The 17,845-nt window shown below is 70.5% G+C and carries 22 protein-coding genes; 14 read left to right on the plus strand and 8 right to left on the minus strand.

The genetic code is table 11. The features are described 5' to 3' along the window. Nucleotides 1-363 precede the first annotated feature (363 nt). Nucleotides 364-975: a response regulator transcription factor gene (locus IE225_RS15135; protein ID WP_003948568.1), complete on the minus strand. Its 612-nt coding sequence runs from the start codon at nt 973-975 to the stop codon at nt 364-366. Nucleotides 976-1,355: 380 nt separating this feature from the next. Here IE225_RS15135 and IE225_RS15140 point away from each other — a divergent pair, with 380 nt between their 5' ends. After that, entirely contained in the window at nt 1,356-1,685 is a 330-nt protein-coding gene (locus IE225_RS15140; protein ID WP_190058023.1) for a WhiB family transcriptional regulator, read from the plus strand. A 251-nt stretch (nt 1,686-1,936) separates the two neighbouring features. Here IE225_RS15140 and IE225_RS15145 read toward each other — a convergent pair whose 3' ends face one another. Next, complete coding sequence (locus IE225_RS15145) at nt 1,937-2,899, minus strand: LysR family transcriptional regulator (RefSeq protein WP_229879577.1); 963 nt, start codon at nt 2,897-2,899, stop codon at nt 1,937-1,939. A gap of 80 nt (nt 2,900-2,979) precedes the next feature. On the opposite strand from IE225_RS15145, the gene IE225_RS15150 reads away from it, so the two are divergent. The 7 genes from IE225_RS15150 to IE225_RS15180 all read left to right on the plus strand — a co-directional run bounded on the left by IE225_RS15150 (nt 2,980) and on the right by IE225_RS15180 (nt 8,297). Next, nucleotides 2,980-3,648, plus strand: a complete 669-nt coding sequence (locus tag IE225_RS15150; RefSeq protein ID WP_190058024.1) for an MOSC domain-containing protein — start codon at nt 2,980-2,982, stop codon at nt 3,646-3,648. 287 nt (nt 3,649-3,935) lie between these two features. Then, nucleotides 3,936-4,709: an SDR family NAD(P)-dependent oxidoreductase gene (locus IE225_RS15155; RefSeq protein ID WP_190058025.1), complete on the plus strand. Its 774-nt coding sequence runs from the start codon at nt 3,936-3,938 to the stop codon at nt 4,707-4,709. A 235-nt stretch (nt 4,710-4,944) separates the two neighbouring features. Continuing rightward, a complete protein-coding gene (locus IE225_RS15160; RefSeq protein ID WP_190058026.1) occupies nt 4,945-5,640 on the plus strand; it encodes an ester cyclase in 696 nt (231 codons plus the stop codon). Between the two features lie 638 nt (nt 5,641-6,278). Next, nucleotides 6,279-6,701 (plus strand): DUF2690 domain-containing protein, encoded by a 423-nt coding sequence (locus IE225_RS15165; RefSeq protein WP_190058027.1) that lies wholly within the window; start codon nt 6,279-6,281, stop codon nt 6,699-6,701. Between the two features lie 95 nt (nt 6,702-6,796). Next, a complete protein-coding gene (locus IE225_RS15170) occupies nt 6,797-7,198 on the plus strand; it encodes a peptidoglycan-binding domain-containing protein (protein ID WP_190058028.1) in 402 nt (133 codons plus the stop codon). 464 nt (nt 7,199-7,662) lie between these two features. Next, complete coding sequence (locus IE225_RS34015; protein ID WP_373303194.1) at nt 7,663-7,791, plus strand: hypothetical protein; 129 nt, start codon at nt 7,663-7,665, stop codon at nt 7,789-7,791. Then, a complete protein-coding gene (locus IE225_RS15180) occupies nt 7,791-8,297 on the plus strand; it encodes a hypothetical protein (protein ID WP_229879578.1) in 507 nt (168 codons plus the stop codon). The genes IE225_RS34015 and IE225_RS15180 overlap by 1 nt, the downstream gene beginning before the upstream one ends. A gap of 38 nt (nt 8,298-8,335) precedes the next feature. Here the strand turns inward: IE225_RS15180 and IE225_RS15185 are convergent, their stop codons facing one another. After that, nucleotides 8,336-8,593, minus strand: coding sequence for a DUF397 domain-containing protein (locus tag IE225_RS15185; protein ID WP_190058029.1), 258 nt, complete (start codon nt 8,591-8,593; stop codon nt 8,336-8,338). Further along, entirely contained in the window at nt 8,590-9,432 is an 843-nt protein-coding gene (locus IE225_RS15190; protein ID WP_229879579.1) for a helix-turn-helix domain-containing protein, read from the minus strand. The genes IE225_RS15185 and IE225_RS15190 overlap by 4 nt, the downstream gene beginning before the upstream one ends. 266 nt (nt 9,433-9,698) lie before the next feature. On the opposite strand from IE225_RS15190, the gene IE225_RS15195 reads away from it, so the two are divergent. Both IE225_RS15195 and IE225_RS15200 read left to right on the plus strand, forming a co-directional pair. After that, a complete protein-coding gene (locus IE225_RS15195) occupies nt 9,699-10,760 on the plus strand; it encodes a hypothetical protein (protein ID WP_190058031.1) in 1,062 nt (353 codons plus the stop codon). A 237-nt stretch (nt 10,761-10,997) separates the two neighbouring features. Then, nucleotides 10,998-11,525 carry a hypothetical protein gene (locus tag IE225_RS15200; RefSeq protein ID WP_190058032.1) on the plus strand — a complete coding sequence of 176 codons (528 nt, stop codon included), beginning with the start codon at nt 10,998-11,000 and terminating at the stop codon, nt 11,523-11,525. 303 nt (nt 11,526-11,828) lie between these two features. Here IE225_RS15200 and IE225_RS15205 read toward each other — a convergent pair whose 3' ends face one another. Both IE225_RS15205 and IE225_RS15210 read right to left on the minus strand, forming a co-directional pair. Beyond that, nucleotides 11,829-11,996, minus strand: coding sequence for a hypothetical protein (locus IE225_RS15205; protein WP_190058033.1), 168 nt, complete (start codon nt 11,994-11,996; stop codon nt 11,829-11,831). Further along, nucleotides 11,993-12,433 (minus strand): hypothetical protein, encoded by a 441-nt coding sequence (locus tag IE225_RS15210; protein ID WP_190058034.1) that lies wholly within the window; start codon nt 12,431-12,433, stop codon nt 11,993-11,995. The genes IE225_RS15205 and IE225_RS15210 overlap by 4 nt, the downstream gene beginning before the upstream one ends. Nucleotides 12,434-12,752: 319 nt before the next feature. On the opposite strand from IE225_RS15210, the gene IE225_RS15215 reads away from it, so the two are divergent. The 4 genes from IE225_RS15215 to IE225_RS15230 all read left to right on the plus strand — a co-directional run bounded on the left by IE225_RS15215 (nt 12,753) and on the right by IE225_RS15230 (nt 15,105). Beyond that, complete coding sequence (locus tag IE225_RS15215; protein WP_229879581.1) at nt 12,753-13,154, plus strand: hypothetical protein; 402 nt, start codon at nt 12,753-12,755, stop codon at nt 13,152-13,154. Between the two features lie 368 nt (nt 13,155-13,522). Further along, on the plus strand, nt 13,523-13,927 hold the full coding sequence (locus IE225_RS15220) for an ATP-binding protein (RefSeq protein WP_229879582.1): 405 nt from the start codon (nt 13,523-13,525) through the stop codon (nt 13,925-13,927). Between the two features lie 182 nt (nt 13,928-14,109). Further along, nucleotides 14,110-14,544 (plus strand): helix-turn-helix domain-containing protein, encoded by a 435-nt coding sequence (locus tag IE225_RS15225; protein WP_190058035.1) that lies wholly within the window; start codon nt 14,110-14,112, stop codon nt 14,542-14,544. A gap of 3 nt (nt 14,545-14,547) precedes the next feature. Next, nucleotides 14,548-15,105 (plus strand): PIN domain-containing protein, encoded by a 558-nt coding sequence (locus tag IE225_RS15230; protein WP_190058036.1) that lies wholly within the window; start codon nt 14,548-14,550, stop codon nt 15,103-15,105. A 328-nt stretch (nt 15,106-15,433) separates the two neighbouring features. Here IE225_RS15230 and groL read toward each other — a convergent pair whose 3' ends face one another. Both groL and groES read right to left on the minus strand, forming a co-directional pair. Beyond that, a complete protein-coding gene (gene groL, locus IE225_RS15235; protein WP_190058037.1) occupies nt 15,434-17,059 on the minus strand; it encodes a chaperonin GroEL in 1,626 nt (541 codons plus the stop codon). 117 nt (nt 17,060-17,176) lie between these two features. After that, nucleotides 17,177-17,485 (minus strand): co-chaperone GroES, encoded by a 309-nt coding sequence (groES, locus tag IE225_RS15240; RefSeq protein ID WP_009190181.1) that lies wholly within the window; start codon nt 17,483-17,485, stop codon nt 17,177-17,179. Nucleotides 17,486-17,845: the final 360 nt, after the last annotated feature.

Below are 17,845 nucleotides of genomic sequence, written 5' to 3' on the forward strand. Positions count from 1 at the left end.
GGACCGACCGCGGCGAGCGGGTAGGGGGCGGCACGGGCAGGAACGCGTCCCTGCCTCGGCCGTGTCCCGCCGTGCGGCGCCCCGCGACCACCGCGACCACCGCGGCACCCGCACGGTCGTCGTGTCGTGTCGTACGGTCCCGCGTCACACGCTGCACGTCACGTGAAGGCGTACGGCGCACGGCACACGATGCCCGGCATACGAGGCACGACGCACGACGCACGAATCCGGCCGCTGCGACGCGGCCACGCGTGTGCGCGGCGTCACCGCCTCCGCACGCGCTCTGCACGAGCCGGCGGCCGGGCCCCGCTCACCCGTGTCGGCGGGGCCCCCGGCCGGATGCGGCCCGTGGCGTCGGCCGGTCTAGCGGACCAGACCCCAGCGGAACCCGAGCGCCACCGCGTGCGCGCGGTCCGAGGCGCCGAGCTTCTTGAACAGCCGGCGGGCATGGGTCTTGACGGTGTCCTCGGAGAGGAACAGCTCGCGGCCGATCTCGGCGTTGGAGCGGCCGTGGCTCATGCCCTCCAGGACCTGGATCTCACGCGCGGTGAGCGTGGGCGCGGCGCCCATCTCGGCGGAGCGCAGCCGGCGCGGGGCGAGCCGCCAGGTCGGGTCGGCGAGGGCCTGGGTCACCGTCGCCCGCAGCTCCGCGCGGGAGGCGTCCTTGTGCAGGTAGCCCCGGGCGCCGGCGGCGACGGCGAGCGCCACGCCGTCGAGGTCCTCGGCGACGGTGAGCATGATGATGCGCGCGCCGGGGTCGGCGGACAGCAGCCGCCGGACGGTCTCCACGCCGCCCAGGCCGGGCATGCGCACGTCCATCAGGATGAGATCCGAGCGGTCGGCGCCCCAGCGGCGGAGGACTTCCTCGCCGTTGGCCGCCGTCGTCACGCGCTCGACGCCGGGCACGGTCGCGACCGCGCGGCGGAGCGCCTCTCGGGCAAGCGGGGAGTCGTCGCAGACGAGGACGGATGTCATGGCCGTCCTCCGCAGCTGATGAGCGTCACCTTGAGCCTCCAGGCTGGTACGAAATCGTCACCTGTGCGGTCGACCGTCTCGGACGCCCGCCCGAGCACTTGTCTCTTCAACCGCCTCGCCCTCTCAACGACGGTCACTCGAAAGAGTTACGGGGCTGTGTGCCATCTTCGGCACTCTACGTGAGGGCGCCCTCACCCCACAGACACGCTCGGCGGACTCTCAACTTTTCATCACAACCTATGCCCCGTTCGGACCCTTTTCTTCCCGTTTCACGGTGTCAGGAGCTAGATTCGCAATGAGTCATATTTTCATCTCCTTAGACCGGAGACAGACGGTCGTTGCACCGTTTTGCGCCCACGACGGCTACAAGGGGTCACGCAATGGCAGATTTCTCCCGCCTTCCCGGACCGAACGCGGACCTGTGGGACTGGCAGCTCCTGGCTGCCTGCCGTGGGGTCGACAGTTCGCTCTTCTTTCACCCGGAGGGTGAGCGCGGTGCGGCTCGAAGTGCTCGTGAGAACTCGGCCAAGGAGGTTTGCATGAGGTGCCCGGTCCGCGCGGAGTGCGCGGCGCACGCGCTCGCGGTGCGTGAGCCGTACGGCGTGTGGGGCGGGATGACCGAGGACGAGCGCGAGGAACTACTGGGACGGGCACGCAACCGGCTGGTGTCGGCTTCGGCGCACAGCGGGAGTGCCGCACCAAAGAACTGAAGGAACGTTTTTGCGAATCACCGGGCACGCACACGCGTGCCCTCTGGTTTGCGCCGCTCCCTGCACCACCCCCCTGAACCGCCGCCCCCCTGCACTGCCGTCTGCACTCCCGTCCGCGCCGTCCCCCTCCTCCTCACCGCTCCCTGTCCTCCTGTCCTCCCCTGTGCCGCCCCCTACGCCGTCCCTGTCCCCCTCTCCCCGCGCCGCGCCCCCCTTCGCCCTCTTCACCGCTCTCCCCAGCACCGCCCCCTTCACTGCTCCCCCCGCGCAGTCTCCCGCGCCCCTTTTCCCGCCACCCCCGGCGCCGCCCCGCGAGCCGCCCCCTGCGCCGCCCGCGTCAGCTGTTCGAGGGTCGCCGCCACCGCCGGCACCTGAGCGAGGTCGGGGAGGGTGAGGGCGACGATCTGCCGCCGTACCGCCGGTTCCAGCGCGACCACGCGCACCCGGCGGGGCCGTACGGACTCCACCGCGAGCTGGGGCAGGACGGCCACGCCGAGACCGGCGCCGACGAGCCCGACGACCGCCGGGTAGTCGTCGGTGGCGAAGTCGATGCGGGGGGTGAAGCCCGCGCCGGCGCACACCTCGACGAGCCGGCCGCGGCAGCGCGGGCAGCCCGCGATCCAGGGCTCGTCGGCGAGGTCGCCGATGGCGAGGGAGGCGCCGCGCGCCAGCCGGTGACGCTCGGGCAGCAGCGCGACGAGCCGGTCGGTCAGCAGCGGGCGGACGACGAGGTCGTCCCACTCCTCGGCGCCGGCCGTCCCCTCGTAGCGGAAGGCGAGCGCCAGGTCGCAGTCGCCCTCGCGGAGCATGGCCACGGAGCGGGGCGGTTCCGCCTCCTCCAGGGAGACCCGGGTGCCGGGGTGGGCGGCGCGCAGGGCGGCGAGCGCGGTGGGGACGAGGGTGGAGCTGCCGCTGGGGAAGGAGACCAGCCGCACCCGGCCGGCGCGCAGACCGGCGATGGCGGCGACCTCCTCCTCGGCGGCGGTGAGTCCGGCGAGGATGCCCGCGGCGTGCCGCACCAGGGCCTCGCCGGCCTGCGTGAGCCGTATCTCGCGGCCGGCCCGGACGACCAGCGGGGTGCCGACGGACGCCTCCAGCGCCTTCATCTGCTGGCTGACGGCGGGCTGGGTGCAGCCCAGTTCGCGGGCTGCCGCGGAGAAGGAGCCGGCGGTGGCGACGGCGCGCAGGACACGGAGATGACGGGCCTCTATCACCCTTCGAGCATAAGTAGGACTTGGAGGCAGCGCCGAATAATGCGTCGACACTTTGACCTTCCGTGGCCTAGCGTGCGGCCATGAAGCTTCTCTCTGTGAACGTGGGCCGGCCCGTCGCCGTGCCGTACACCGACCAGCCGGAGGGCGTCACCGGTATCGACAAGCGGCCGGTGCGGGGGCCGGTGCGGGTGGCGGCGCCCGGGCCGAAGGGGGTCGGCGGGAGCGGGCTGGCCGGGGACGCGGTGTGCGAGAAGCGCCACCACGGCGGGAACGACCAGGCCGTGTACGCCGTGGCCCGCGAGGAGCTCGACGACTGGGAGCGCGAGCTGGGCCGACCGCTCGCCAACGGCGTGTTCGGCGAGAACCTCACCACCGAAGGGGTGGACGTCTCCGGCGCGCTGATCGGCGAGCGGTGGCGGATCGGCCCGGAGGTGGTGCTGGAGGTCACCAGCGGGCGCATCCCGTGCCGCACCTTCCAAGGGCACCTGGGCGAGCGGGGCTGGGTGAAGCGGTTCACGCAGAAGGGGAAGCCGGGGGCGTACCTACGGGTGATCGTGCCGGGTGAGATACGGGCGGGCGACCGCGTCGAGATCGTGCACCGCCCGGACCACGACGTCACCGTCGCCCTGCAGTTCCGGGCGTCCACGACCGACCGCTCGCTGCTGCCGCGGCTGCTGGCGGCGGGCGAGGCGCTGCATCCGGAGGTCCTGGCGGACGCGCGGAAGTACGCGGAGACGTACGGGAACTGACGGGCACCGGTGTCGCCGCGGGCCGCGCCCGTGTGAGCCGACGGCACGGCACGGCGCACCGCGAGCGCGGGCGATCGGTGGGTCGGTCGGTCGTGCAGGGGTGCGGGAGGCGGCCGCACCGCACGGCACGGTCCTGCCCCGCACGCGGGGCGGGGCGGCACCGCGCGGGGGCGAGTCGGCACCGCGCGCGGGGCCGAGCGGTGCGCGTGGAGCGGGACCGGACGGTGCGCGTCGGGAGGGGACCGAACGGTGCGTGGGGCGTGTCCGCCGGTATCTACTCTTGGGCCATGACAACGGCTCTGATTACGGGATCGACGGCGGGTATCGGCGCCGCGTTCGCGCGGCGGCTGGCGGCCGACGGGCACGACCTGGTGCTGGTGGCGCGGGACACCAAGCGGCTCCGGGAGCAGGCCACCGACCTGCACGACCGGCACGGCGTCGAGGTGGAGGTGCTGACCGCGGACCTGGCGGCCGACGACGGCATCGAGGCGGTGGCCGACCGGCTGCGCGCCCGCAAAAAGCCCGTCGACCTGCTGGTCAACAACGCGGGCTTCGGCAACAAGGGCCGTTTCCTGGAGGTCCCGATGGCCGACGAGCTGCGGATGCTCAAGGTGCACTGCGAGGCGGTGCTGCGGCTGACGGCGGCGGCGGTGGAGCAGATGCGCGAGCGGGGCCGCGGGGGTGTCGTCAACGTCGCCTCGGTGGCGGCCTTCGTGCCGCGGGGCACGTACGGGGCGTCGAAGGCGTGGGTCGTGCAGTTCACGCAGGGTGCGGCGCGGGACCTGGCGGGCAGCGGCGTGCGGCTGATGGCGCTGTGCCCCGGGTTCGTGCGCACCGAGTTCCACCAGCGGGCCGGGATGCGCACGGACAACATCCCGAACTGGATGTGGCTGGACGCGGACAAGCTGGTCGCGGCGGCGCTGGCGGACTTCGCCCGGGGCCGGACGCTGTCGATTCCGGACCCGCGCTACAAGGCGCTGATGGGCCTGGTGAAGGTGGCGCCGCGGGGGCTGCTGGGCGGGATCACATCCAGGACCGGACGCAAGTACGGGCCGCAGTAGGCGGGGGGGCGGGCCGAGACGTCGCCGGCGGTGGCCCGACGGCAGCGCACCGGCGGCAGCGCCCCGACGGCAGCGCACCGGCGGCAGCGCCCCGGCGGCAGTGGCCCGGCAGCGGTGGTCCGGCAGGGGTGATGCCAGGAGGTGCAGCAGCGGTGGTGCCGGGAGGCGCGGTGGCGCTCCGGCGCGGAGAATGGTGCTGTTCGGAACCGGACCCAGGGGGGCCGGAGGCGGCATCATGACCTTCGTACAGCTCATCGACTGCAGGACGAACCGGTTCGACGACCTGAACCGGCTGATGGACGAGTGGGTCGCGCAGACCCGGGGGAAGCGGACGGCGACGCACGCGGTGGTCGGCAAGGACCTGTCGGACGCGTCGCATCTGGTGGAGATCGTGGAGTTCCCCTCCTACGAGGAGGCGATGCGCAACTCCAACCTCCCGGAGACCGAGCGGATCTTCCGGGAGATGGTGGCCCTCTGCGACGGCATGCCCACGTTCACCGACCTGGACGTGGTGCGGGACGAGCAGCTCAACTGCGCGGTCGCGCGCGGTTTCTTCGACGCGGTGGCCGCCGCCCCGGAGCCCGACCGGTTGCGGGAGTACCTCACCGACGACTACGTGGACCACGACCCGTCCTACCCGCAGGACGTCCAGGGGTTCGAGGCGGCCTGCGACGTGTTCGCCAACTGGCGGACCGCCTTCGACTTCACCTTCCGCATCGACGACCAGATCGCCCAGGAGGACCGGGTGTGCACGCGCTGGACGTGGGTCGGGCGGCACACGGGCGACTTCCTCGGCATCCCGGCGAGCGGCCAGGAGGTGTCCATGACCGGCATGACCTGGCACCGCTTCCGGGAGGGGAAGATCTGCGAAGGCTGGTGGCAGACCGACCGGGAAGGGGTGCTGGAACAGCTCGGGCTGACCACACGCTGACCTCACGCTGACCGCGCGCTGAGCGCCCGTACCGGGGCGGGCGCAGAAACCCTCCTCGGCAGAGGCGTGTGACATGAGGGAGGGGCGGCCATCAGGCAGCCGACCGCTCCTCCCTCACCACGTCAGCCGCACGCGGCCGTCCGCACGAACGCGGTCCACAAGGCACTCCGCCCACGCCGCACCGGCCGACGGCCCGTCAACTCACGCATAGTGATGAGGCTGCCGACCGAGCGTCAGACTGGCCGGAACGACTCTCTTTGGCCGGCCGCGGCTTCTGTAGCGTCTGCGGTGCGCCGTTGCCCGCCGGGCGGCTTCGGGCGAAGGGGGGAAGGACATGCCTGTGCATTTCCGCGCGTCACAGCCCCGGCGTCTGCTCTTCCGCCGACCGGCCGCCTCGGCAACCGGGCGATCGGCAGACAAGTGGCGTGCGACGGCCGCCGGCATCCCGAACGGGACCGTCCTCCCGGGTTCCGGCCGCGCGGCCGGCGGACTCGCCGACCACCGCACCACCCGCTTCCAGCGGCGTGAGCGAAACGCCGATGAGTGAGCCCGGGTCACGGCTCCGCGACCGGCACCAGTTCACCGAGCATCGAGCACCGCGCGCCGACCCTCGGCGCCGACCCTCGCAGGAGGACGCCTTGAAAGCGCACCGAGTGGTTTCCACCGCCGCCGCAGCAGCCCTGTCCTTGGCGGGGCTGGTCCTGGCGGCACCGAGCGCACACGCCGCGAGCTGCTACGCCGGCGGCTGCTACCTGAAGAACCCGAGCAGCACCGGCTGCAACAGCGACGCCGTCACCGCCCGTTCGAAGACGGCCTCGGACGGCACCGTCGTCGAGTTACGGTACAGCGCGACGTGTCGCGCGGCCTGGGCCCGTATCCGCAACTCGCACGTCGGAGCGGAAGCGTTCGTGGAGAACACCCAGAACCAGTACGACAGCGAGTTCGTCAGCACCGGCTCGGACGTGTACACCCTCATGGTCAACGACAAGGACATCCAAGCCCGCGCCTGTTACGCCAAGAACGGGGGCTCCGACTTCTCCGCGTGCACCGGCTGGTACTGACCGAGCATGCCCCGGCTCGTGCGGACGAGCCCTCCGCCCCTCACCGGGACCGATCCCCTCGGACACCCGGCGAACCTTCACGAGAGGAGACCCCCTTGGCTGGTCGCAGGCCCCTGTCGGCACTTCTGGCGGCCGTGGCCGTCATAGGCGGCGGCTTGGCAGCCGCCCCCGGCGCCGAGGCGAGCCCGGCTTCGGTCCAGGCCTACTCCTGCAACGTCCACATGTCCGGCGGCCTGTACTACGCCGGGCATTACAGCGGGAACAGCGTCGTTCCGTCGGCGACCTCCGTCACCAGCGCCGGCATCGAGGCGCAGTGCCTGCTGCGCTACATCGGGTACTACACGGACACCGTCGACGGCATCTTCGGTTCCCATTCCCAGGCGGCCATGAAGACCGCGCAGCGAACGATCAACGCCCTCTACGACCAGCACCTGACCGTGGACGGGTTCCCCGGCCCGAAGTCCTGGGTCTGGCTCCGCACCCTTCCCGGCGGCTGACCGAAGCCGAGCGCGCCCCTGCGGGCCCCGCCGTCCCCGCCGTCCTCGCCATCTCACCCGGCCGTTCGGGGCGTACGGGCGCGTGCCGCCGTCGTCCCGGGAGGACGGTGTGGGCCGTGGTGGCCGTCGGCCGGCCTCCGCCGTCCTGCACGACCGGGCTCGGCGACATACCGCGCTCGACGCTCCCAGGCGCGTACGCGCGCCTTTGAACCGCCGCAGTCTTGAGGTGCTCCCGTCCGGTCACCATGAGCCTCCGAGTATCCGCACTCGGCTTGACTCTGCCGGGGATCTTGGAGTTCCCCGGCGCGACGGCATGATCAACGGGCACGCTCGACTACCAGGCCAACGTCTGGGACCGGTACAACTGGGCCGCGGGCAAGTCGACGACGTTCCCCGGGGGTGTGGTGATACCGGACTCCGAGATGGGCCGTCTGCACAAGACGGGACTTGCCCGGGAATTCGACATGCGGGACAGCAGTTCCACCTGCACCTACGACCTGAACAGTGCCACGCCCGCAGCGGTGACCCCACCGGACCAGGGCCGCGAAGGCAACCGCGGGGACGTCTCCCGCGGCGACGAGGAGAACCGCTGATGATCCGACGTGGCTCCCCCATCGTTGCGGCACTGGCAGCCGCCCTCTTTCTCACCTCGTGCTCCGGCTCGGGCGGGAACGAGCACCGGGTCTCCGAGGGGCGGGACTGGCACTGGGACAAGGATGCGGGCGCGGCCGAGGCGGGCGCATTCATGAACGTGACGGTGCCCGAGGACGCCACCCAGACCAAGGGCGCCGTCCAGGTCAATCCGCGGGAGGACGTCTACCTCCTCTCCTTCGTCACCACCGAGAAGAACGCCGAAGGCATCGCGGCAGACCTGCACTCGAAAGAGCCCTTGAAGGCGAAGAAGAAGGACTTCGCCCCGGAAGGGGAGCGGTTCGGCCACCTCGGACTGCCCGAGCCCCAAACGCTCACCGGGACGCGTTGGGCCGGGGTGTGCCCGCCCTGCGTGAACGACGCCCGCCGCAAACGGGTGCAGTGGATCGAGATCTACGTCCAGCCGCTCAAGGCCGACCGGGCGAGGGTCTACCTGCAGGCGTTCTGAGGGGCGCCCGGGCCTCCCGGCCGCCCCCCGTCGTCGTCTCAGCCGCGCGCGGCCATCCGCACGAACGCGGCCCACGACTCGGGACCGACACGGACGACGGCGTCCTCCGGCCGCTTGGAGTCGCGGATCAGCATCGCCGTTCCGGCGCCGACGACCTCCACGCAGTCACCTCCGTTGCCCGCGCTGTAGCTGCTCTTCACCCAGGCGACCTCCACGCACTGACCGCCGCTGCCTGAGCTATAGCTGCTCTTGTACCAGCTCAGGCCGTCGGCGGGCTCGGGGCTGTTTGCCTTCATAGCTCTCCCAACAGCTTCTCGATGAAGGCCAACGACTCCCGGGGAGTGAGCGCCTGCGCTCGGAGAACGCCGTATGTCGCTTCCAGGGGACTGACCTTCTTGGGCGCGGTGTACAGGATGCTCGCCTCCTGCACCTCCATGTACCCAATCCTGCGCTGGTCTTCGAGGTGGATCAACGTAAATGGACCGCCCAGACCCGCATGCTCGTCGCGGTCCGTCGGCATCACCTGGATCTCCACGTTGCGTTCGTGCCCGTAGAGAAGCAACTGCTCAAGTTGGCCGCGGAGTACGTCGCGTCCTCCGACGGGCCGCCGAAGCACTTGTTCCTCGATGACGAAGCTCAGCAGCGGGGTGGGGCGCCGGGAGAACAGCTTCCGCCTCTCCATGCGTGCGGCTACGCGCTGCTCGATGGTCTCCGGATCCAGCAACGGCCGCCACAGGTCAAACACCGCACGCATGTACTCGTCGGACTGCAACAGGCCGTTCACCAGGTGCGTGTCGTAAGCGTGCAGTTCGGCAGCCTCGGCCTCCAAACTCACGAACCGCCGGAAGAACGACGGATACCGAGCCTTCGCCACCTCCTCCTTCATCGCCGTCAGCACTCCACACGCCCCGACCACCCGGTCCACCGCGTCGATCAGCTCCGGCTTCGGGATGCGCCGCCCCTGCTCCACCGCCGCGATCTGCGCCTCGCCGTACCCGACGTGCTCCCCCAACTGCGCCTGCGTCAGCCCGGCGGCCTCCCGCAGCAGTTTCATCTGGCGGCCGAAGCAGCGCAGGAACTGCCCGCTGGAGTCCGGCTCCACGCCGCCCGTACCCGAGTCCGCGCCCACGTCCACGCCGCCTCGCCCCCTTGCTGTCGGCCGACCGCTCTCCGTCTCCGTCATCGCAGAGTAGGACGGCCGCACGTCAACAACGGCAGATCAAGGGCAAGTTGGTTCGTACGGGTGAACGCCCCCGCGAAAAGCTTTCTTCACTCATCGCACCCACACGGACACATTCCGTGCGCTACGGTCGCCTCAGCACAGGACATGAAACGGCCCCCGCGACGGCTAGCACCCGTCTGCGAGGGCCTGAACCACCGTGGAAGTAGAGGGCTCCCACCGTGATTTACCGTCACCATATCGCGCCCCCGCGCGCCTTCACCCGGTTCTCCCACGACATCATCCGGCACCCCCGCCTGTCCTCCGACGCCGTGCGCCTGCTGACCTGGCAGCTCTCACTCCCCGAGGGCGCGCGCGAATCACTCTCCCGTACCGCCGAACGCGCCCGCATCGGCGCCTGCGCCTTCACCCGCGCCAAGCGGCAGCTCAAGGAGGAGGGCTTCGTGCACGAGCGGCGCGTACAGGGGCCCGGCGGTCACTGGGTGACCCAACAGCTCGTCTCCAGCGTGCCGTTGAGCGCGGCGGAGGCCGCGAAGATCCTCGCGCGGATGCCGGTGGGACCGGCGGACACGACCACCACCGCACGCATGTCGCCGCCGCAGGTCACACCGGGTCCCCGTCCTCCGGCCGTCGGTGAGCCGACCCCTCCGCCCACCGACGGCTCTCCAGGAAAAGACCGTGGGGAAAACACCTCCCACCGACCCCCCGTACCCCCCGAACTCCCCACGCCGGAGCCCCCGGCGCCCGCACCCGCCCCCGGGCAGGACACCCCGCCGAACCCCCTGCCGGACGTCCCACCGAGCCCCCTGCCGGACACCCCGCCGGACGCACCGCCCAACCGCCACCTCGACGCGGCCCGCGCCCTCGTCGACGCCTTCCCGCGTCTCTCCCCGGACCTGCGGCACATCCCCCGTGCCATGCACGCCGAGTTGACGCGGCTCACCGCCCGCTGGCTGGCCGCCGGTCACCCGCCCGCCGCCGTCCGCCTGCACGTCCTGCGCGGCCTGCCCGACGACGGCACGCCCGTCCGCCGCCCCGGCGGCCTCCTGCGCCACCTGCTGCGCGAGGTACCGCCACCGCCCGCCGCACCGACGCCGCCCGCACCGGCGGCGACGACCGCACCACCCCCACCACCCCAGGGCACCCGGCCCGCCCGGCAACAGACCGTCCCCCGCCTGTCCCCCCGCCTGGCAGGCGCCCGCGAGTGCGCGGGAAACCACCTGCAACCGATGCTGTTCCGGCCGCTCGGCGACGAAACACTCTGCCCACGCTGCACCGGCTGATTCCCCGCCCGGCTTCTGAGGCGCGCGGCCGACGGGGCCACGACTGCCACGCAGGACTGCCGACACATGAGGGCGAGAGACTGCCGGATTCCTGTGCATCCGCTGTACCGGCGTGACGTGGATCATGCCCCAGGATCCAGCCAACTCACCGCATGGTCAGGCGGACGGAGAGAACGGAGAGAAGAGTGACCGCAGGTTCCCTGTGACCACTCCTGCGACAGAAAGGCTCCACCGACGATGGCGCTTCTGGGCGAATACAGCTGCAAGGCCACTCCAGGCCGCCGGGTCGTGGAGGTCTACGACGCGGACGCTTACCTCGGCGACGCCGATGCCATGGCCACTGCCCGCAGGCAGGTGGTGGCCGGCAACGGCTACCACCTGTACCTGTGCAGCCTCCAGCCGGATATTGACGTGGACGTCACCATTCGCGTCTGGGACACCCCACCCGACCCGCCTGCCGATGCCGAGGGGCATGTGAGCATCAGTATCGAGTCCGAGACCGGCATCCTCGTCGTCAACCAACTCGGTCTCGGTCCTGCGGGAGAAATGCCCCTGCCCCGCCCCGGCGTCTACGAAGGCCACGCCTGGTGGCAGAACCGCCAAGCAGCGGCCGACTACTACGCCACCACCCTCGACCACCCCACCGACGACACCTTCGAAGAGCACCTCACCCAGGCCTGGAACAACTGCCCCGTCACCGAACGCTACGTCCTCGACCTGGCCTACACCCGCGCACCCGAACCCGTCGACGACGAAGACCTGTAAGACCGCGAGCCGGTCCACGCGCAGTCCGCAGGACAGGACGGTCACCGCTCCGACCGCGCCATCCCCGGCAACCGCCGACCGCGGAGGTCCGTGCCTCCCGATCGTCAGCCCTTGCCCGAGTCGCCGACAGGGGCGCCTTCCTCGGAGCGGACCTTCCGCCTGGCGATCTCGGCCTTGGTGGCCTCATAGGTCCTCAGCTGTTTACCCCCCGCCTTCTTCAGCAGGCCGGCGGGCTCCTCGCACGGCTCGGCACAGCCGATCAGGAAACAGTCCGGGCCGACAGAACACCTGTCGGCCCGGGCTTCACTGCTGGTGCTGCTTCGTCCTGCCTGCCTTCGACATCAGGAATTCCATGATGACGGCGGACACGAACGTGAACGCGTATTCCGCCCAGTCATTGGCGAGTACGAACTTGTTGACGAGGATGAGCATCACCGCCCAGGCGGCGAAAATGGCAGTTTTCAGCATCATCGATGCCTCTCGTTCTCTAACCGGCGAGGGCCGAGATGCAGGCGGTTGCTCCAGCGGCCACCGTGTTCCTGGCTATCTTCTCGGCCAGATCCTTGTTGAACCGTCCGACGATCAGGGCGCCGGCCCCGGCGACAGCGCCCTTGATGAGGCAATCCTTGGCTTTCTTGGGCTTTCTTGCTCATCTTGAGACCGCCGATGAGAAGTGCGCAGGACTCCTTGTCGCCGTAGTAGCACTTGCCGGCTGCGATGTCCTGCCAGGTGTCGATCTCCGGCGTCACCACGGAAACGGACGTTCCTCCGCCGGCACCGTCCCCCTGAGTTTCGGCATGCGCCGGAGTCACCCCCAGAGTCAGCACGCCGAGCAGCGCCGCTGAAACAACCTTGGTCTTCGCTTTTTCCCCTCGTTTTCGATTGTGGTCGCAAAGTGCCGTGAGCACTCGATGCACCGTGGTCAGTGGCGCAGTGACCGGAAAGGAATCTATGCGTACTCGCCAGTAACGTCAATCGCGGTTGATCAACATTTGAGGCGCGTCCTCGCTTCTTCGTGACGCGGCGCCAGTTCGCCGGGCTCGCCGTTCCGTTGGACGGTGACCAGTGCCAAGTCGGTGTCAGTCTCAGCCACGCCCCGGCTGCCAGGGCCGCATCATTCAGGCTGTCGCCGGCCTGCTGTCCCATCAACAGACTCCGGACCTGACGTCGGCACGGCAGACGTGAACAGCGAGCCCCACCGCCATCCTTGACGTCTCCCTACCTACCGTGCACGAGCTCGTCAGCAGGAAGGACCGACCGACGACGGCGCTTCTCGCCGAACACCACGTCACCGCCACCCCCGGCCGTCGCGTGCTGGAGGTCTACGACGCGGACGCCCACCTCGGTGACGAAGCAGCCCTGGACGCCGCAGAGACCCAGGTGGTGGCCGGCAACGGCTACCACCTGTACCTCCTCAGCCTGCAGCCGGACATGAAAGTCCAGGTGACGATCCGCATCTGGGACACACCACCGCCCCCGCCCGCCGAGGCCGAGGGCCACACCCGCGTCAGCCTCGAATCCGAGACGGGCATCCTGGTCGTCGGCCAACTCGACCGCGGCCCTGCCGACGAGATCACCCTGCCCCGCCCCGGCGTCTACGAAGGCCACGCCTGGTGGCAGAACCGCTAAGCAGCGGCCGACTACTACGCCATCACCCTCGACCACCCCACCGACGACACCTTCGAAGAGCACCTCACCCAGGCCTGGAACAACTGCCCCGTCACCGAACGCTACGTCCTCGACCTGGCCTACACCCGCGCACCCGAACCCGTCGACGACGAAGACCTGTAAGACCGCGACAAGCCCGACAGCCGGCGGCCGGACCTCTACAGAAGCCCACCGTAGGCGCGATTCGCCTGGTCAGAGCCCTGTCCGGGTGGGAACTTCGGGGCATGACCACCGCCTTCACCTCCCCCGCCTCCTCCACCTCCCTCACCCTCCGCTTCACCGCCACCCCGCGCGGTGCCCGCCTGGCCCGGCGGCTGGCCGCGCATTAGATGGACGCCTGGGGGTGGCCGTACGGCACCCCGGCCCACGACGCCGTGGAGCTGGTCGTGGCCGAACTGGCCGCGAACGCCGCGACCCACGGGCGGGTGCCGGGCCGGGACGCGGAGCTGCGGCTCGGGCGGGACGGCGAGGAGCGGATCCGGGTGGAGGTGAGTGACGTGCGCGGGGAGCGGCTGCCGGTGCCCGCGCCCGAGGGCCGGCTGCTCGCGGACGGCGGGCGCGGGCTGACCCTGGTGGCGGCGCTGGCCGAGGAGTGGGGCGTGGCCGGGCGGCCCGGCGCTCCCGGGAAGACGGTGTGGGCCGTGGTGGCTGTCGGCCGGCCCCCGACACCTTTCCGCGTCCGGTCCGAGGCCCCGCCTCCCGTCGGGCACCCGGGGGTGCGCCCACGGCCGTGACGCGAAGCCGCGGCCGGGCGAGGAAGCAGGCGGCTCGAGTGGAAGTGAGTACCACTCGCGGCGAGCGCTTGCCCGAAGCCCGCGGCGGTTCCTGTGGCGGCATCGACGTGCGGCGGCTTTCATATGTTGCGCCTGCTTCGATTATTTCGAATAATGGAGGTCAACATGGGGAGATGAGAACGATGACAGCGAAGGTTTCCCGGTCCCCGGCGCCGCACAGGCACAGCTCCGAGTCCGCCAACCGCGCGCTCGAGCCGTTGCGGGAGGCACTGGTCCGCCACCCAAAGGACACCGAAGTCACCGTCTCCGTGCGACTGCCACGCGAGGCGGCCGAGATGCTCGCCACGATCCTCGGTCACATGGCCGCAGGCCACGCGGTGTCGATCGTTCCCGACCATGCCGAGCTGACCACCCAGCAGGCCGCCGACATGCTGAACGTGTCACGCCCGTTCCTCATCGGCCTGCTGGAGGCAGGAGAGATCGAGTACCGCAAGGTCGGCACACACCGCCGGATCAAGGCGGCCTCCCTGCTGGCATACCAGCGTGAGGACGACCGCCGTCGGCGTGCCGCAGCCGACGAGCTCACCGCACTGAACCAGGACATGGGGCTGATCTGACCGATGGCGTTCACGGTCGTGTACGACGCGTGCGTCCTGTACCCCAGCACGCTGCGCGACCTGCTGATCCGCATAGCCGCGGCCGGGCTCGTCCAGGCCAAGTGGTCGGAGCGGATCCTGAACGAGGTGTTCGAAAACCTCGCCAGGAACCGCCCCGACCTGCGCCAGGAAAAGCTGGACCGCACGCGTGAACTCATGAAGCGGGCGGTGCGCGACTGCCTGGTCGTCGGCCATGAACCGCTCGAGTCGGTGTTCGAACTGCCCGACCCCGACGACCGGCATGTCCTCGCTGCGGCGGTCAAGGCGCGCGCACAACTCATCGTGACGCGCAACACCAAGGACTTCCCCTCGGAGGCCACCGCCCCCTGGGACGTTGAAGCCGTCCACCCGGACGACTTCGTCCTCGCTCAGCTCGACCTCGACAGGGGCCGGATCTTCGCCTGCGTCCAGCAGATCGCCGACAGTTGGCAGAATCCGCCCGGCGTGCCCGCCGACGTCCTGGACCGGCTGGAACGGGACGGACTGGTGAAGGCGACCGCCGCACTGCGCGCCGGCTACTGAGAACAGCATCCGGGACCGGCTCCCCGAGAGCCGTTCACCGGGCACCGCGCGGACCCAATCCACGTCTGCGGTGTCTCTCCCGGTCTCCGCCGCCCCACCCGGCGCTCCGGTGTGACCTGGCAAGGACGGGGAGGACCGTGACAGGTGCCATCCCGCCGGTGGTCTCCGGCGGCGGACCTCGGCATACGGAAGGCAGGCGAAAGACAAAAGACATGCGGAAGGCATGCGGAAGGCCCCGTTCCCCCGGCAACCGGGAGAACGGGGCCCTCTTCGCCTTCCGTGTCAGGCGCTCTGCGTCAGGCCCTCCGCGTCAGGCGGGCGGAGGCGCTCAGTGGGCGTGGCCGTGGCCGTGGCCCGCGGCGGCCGGGGCCTCCTCTTCCTTCTTCTCGACGACCAGGGTCTCGGTCGTCAGCAGCAGGGAGGCGATGGACGCGGCGTTCTCCAGGGCGGAGCGGGTGACCTTCACCGGGTCGATGACGCCGGCCTTGACCAGGTCGCCGTACTCGCCGGTGGCGGCGTTGTAGCCGTGGCCCTTCTCCAGCTCCTTGACCTTGGAGACGATGACGTAGCCCTCCAGGCCGGCGTTCTCGGCGATCCAGCGCAGCGGCTCGACGACGGCGTTGCGCACGACGGTGACGCCGGTGGCCTCGTCGCCGGTCTTGCCGAGGTTGCCCTCCAGGACCTTGGAGGCGTGCACCAGGGCGGAGCCGCCACCGGAGACGATGCCCTCCTCGACCGCGGCGCGGGTCGCGGAGATGGCGTCCTCCAGGCGGTGCTTCTTCTCCTTCAGCTCCACCTCGGTGGCGGCGCCGACCTTGATCACGCACACGCCGCCGGCCAGCTTGGCGAGGCGCTCCTGGAGCTTCTCGCGGTCCCAGTCGGAGTCGGTGGTCTCGATCTCGGCGCGGATCTGGGCGACGCGGGCCTCCACGTCCTCCTTCTTGCCGGCGCCGTCGACGATGGTGGTGTCGTCCTTGGTGACGGTGACGCGGCGGGCGGTGCCGAGGACGTCCAGGCCGACCTGGTCGAGCTTGAGGCCGACCTCCTCGGAGACGACGGTGGCGCCGGTGAGGATCGCCATGTCCTGCAGCATCGCCTTGCGGCGGTCGCCGAAGCCGGGGGCCTTGACGGCGACGGCCTGGAAGGTGCCGCGGATCTTGTTGACGACGAGGGTGGACAGGGCCTCGCCCTCGACGTCCTCGGCGATGATCAGCAGCGGCTTGGAGGAGTTGGCCTGGATGACCTTCTCCAGCAGCGGCAGCAGGTCGGCGATGGCGGAGATCTTGCCCTGGTGGATGAGGATGTACGGGTCCTCCAGGACGGCCTCCATGCGCTCCTGGTCCGTCACGAAGTACGGCGACAGGTAGCCCTTGTCGAAGGCCATGCCCTCGGTGAAGTCCAGCTCCAGGCCGAAGGTGTTGGACTCCTCGACGGTGATGACACCGTCCTTGCCGACCTTGTCCATCGCCTCGGCGATGAGCTCGCCGACCTGCTTGTCCTGGGCGGACAGCGCGGCGACGGCGGCGATGTCGGACTTCTCGTCGATCGGGCGGGCGATGGAGTGCAGCTCGTCCGACATGGCCTTGACGGCGGCGTCGATGCCCTTCTTCAGGGCGGCCGGGGAGGCGCCGGCGGCGACGTTGCGCAGCCCCTCGCGGACCATCGCCTGGGCGAGCACGGTGGCGGTGGTGGTGCCGTCACCGGCGATGTCGTTGGTCTTGGTGGCGACCTCCTTCACCAGCTGGGCGCCGAGGTTCTCGTAGGGGTCCTCGATCTCGACCTCGCGGGCGATGGTGACGCCGTCGTTGGTGATGGTGGGGGCGCCGAACTTCTTGTCGATGACGACGTTGCGGCCCTTGGGGCCGATGGTCACCTTGACGGTGTCGGCGAGCTTGTTGACGCCGCGCTCGAGGGCGCGACGGGCGTCCTCGTCGAACTTCAGGATCTTCGCCATGGGAGCGTGAGCCCTCTCGGAAATCAGGGAGGCTTGACGAAACTGCGCCCCGGGCGCCCGGCTTCTCATCGATCGCGGGGCCAGAGGCGCAGTGTCGGAGCGGGATAAGCGGGTGAACTACTTCTCGATGATCGCGAGCACGTCGCGGGCCGAGAGGACGAGGTACTCCTCGTTGTTGTACTTCACCTCGGTACCGCCGTACTTGCTGTAGAGCACGACGTCGCCGACCTTGACGTCGAGCGGAAGGCGGTTGCCGTCCTCGAAGCGGCCCGGGCCCACGGCCAGGACGACGCCCTCCTGGGGCTTCTCCTTGGCGGTGTCCGGAATGACCAGGCCCGAGGCCGTGGTCTGCTCGGCGTCCAGCGGCTGGACCACGATGCGGTCCTCGAGCGGCTTGATGGCAACCTTGGAGCTGGCGGTCGTCACGATCCGACCTCCCCCTTCGGAGATCTCACGGGGTCAACTGTCTGAGGTGGCGACCAGGTCGATCCGTCGTCGCGGGTGCCGGACCTGCCCGTCGCTTTTGTTGGCACTCTCCGGGTGGGAGTGCCAAAGCTGAGACTATGACCGTCGTTAGCACTCGGTCAAGCGGAGTGCCAATTACGGGGATCGCGGTGTCGCCGGGTCCGCTCGGAGGGGTTTGCCCAGGACACGGCGGCATCCGGACGGCGGCGCCGGGGCGGCGGCATCCGGGCGGTGGCACCCGCACGGCGGCATCGGGGCGGCGGCCCCCGGCCCGCGCGGCGTCCGTGTCGCCGTACGGTGCGGCGTCCGCGCCGGCGTACG

Origin of the sequence: Streptomyces echinoruber (assembly GCF_014651135.1) — a bacterium.
In the GTDB taxonomy this organism is placed as follows: domain Bacteria; phylum Actinomycetota; class Actinomycetes; order Streptomycetales; family Streptomycetaceae; genus Streptomyces; species Streptomyces echinoruber.

Excerpts from the sequence above, each read along its gene's own strand:
- IE225_RS15135 (WP_003948568.1), bottom strand. The coding sequence starts at position 975 with ATGACATCCGTCCTCGTCTGCGACGACTCCCCGCTTGCCCGAGAGGCG.
- IE225_RS15140 (WP_190058023.1), top strand. The coding sequence starts at position 1,356 with ATGGCAGATTTCTCCCGCCTTCCCGGACCGAACGCGGACCTGTGGGAC.
- IE225_RS15150 (WP_190058024.1), top strand. The coding sequence starts at position 2,980 with ATGAAGCTTCTCTCTGTGAACGTGGGCCGGCCCGTCGCCGTGCCGTAC.
- IE225_RS15155 (WP_190058025.1), top strand. The coding sequence starts at position 3,936 with ATGACAACGGCTCTGATTACGGGATCGACGGCGGGTATCGGCGCCGCG.
- IE225_RS15160 (WP_190058026.1), top strand. The coding sequence starts at position 4,945 with ATGACCTTCGTACAGCTCATCGACTGCAGGACGAACCGGTTCGACGAC.
- IE225_RS34015 (WP_373303194.1), top strand. The coding sequence starts at position 7,663 with ATGCGGGACAGCAGTTCCACCTGCACCTACGACCTGAACAGTGCCACG.
- IE225_RS15180 (WP_229879578.1), top strand. The coding sequence starts at position 7,791 with ATGATCCGACGTGGCTCCCCCATCGTTGCGGCACTGGCAGCCGCCCTC.
- IE225_RS15185 (WP_190058029.1), bottom strand. The coding sequence starts at position 8,593 with ATGAAGGCAAACAGCCCCGAGCCCGCCGACGGCCTGAGCTGGTACAAG.
- IE225_RS15200 (WP_190058032.1), top strand. The coding sequence starts at position 10,998 with ATGGCGCTTCTGGGCGAATACAGCTGCAAGGCCACTCCAGGCCGCCGG.
- IE225_RS15205 (WP_190058033.1), bottom strand. The coding sequence starts at position 11,996 with ATGATGCTGAAAACTGCCATTTTCGCCGCCTGGGCGGTGATGCTCATC.
- IE225_RS15220 (WP_229879582.1), top strand. The coding sequence starts at position 13,523 with ATGGACGCCTGGGGGTGGCCGTACGGCACCCCGGCCCACGACGCCGTG.
- IE225_RS15225 (WP_190058035.1), top strand. The coding sequence starts at position 14,110 with ATGACAGCGAAGGTTTCCCGGTCCCCGGCGCCGCACAGGCACAGCTCC.
- IE225_RS15230 (WP_190058036.1), top strand. The coding sequence starts at position 14,548 with ATGGCGTTCACGGTCGTGTACGACGCGTGCGTCCTGTACCCCAGCACG.
- groL (WP_190058037.1), bottom strand. The coding sequence starts at position 17,059 with ATGGCGAAGATCCTGAAGTTCGACGAGGACGCCCGTCGCGCCCTCGAG.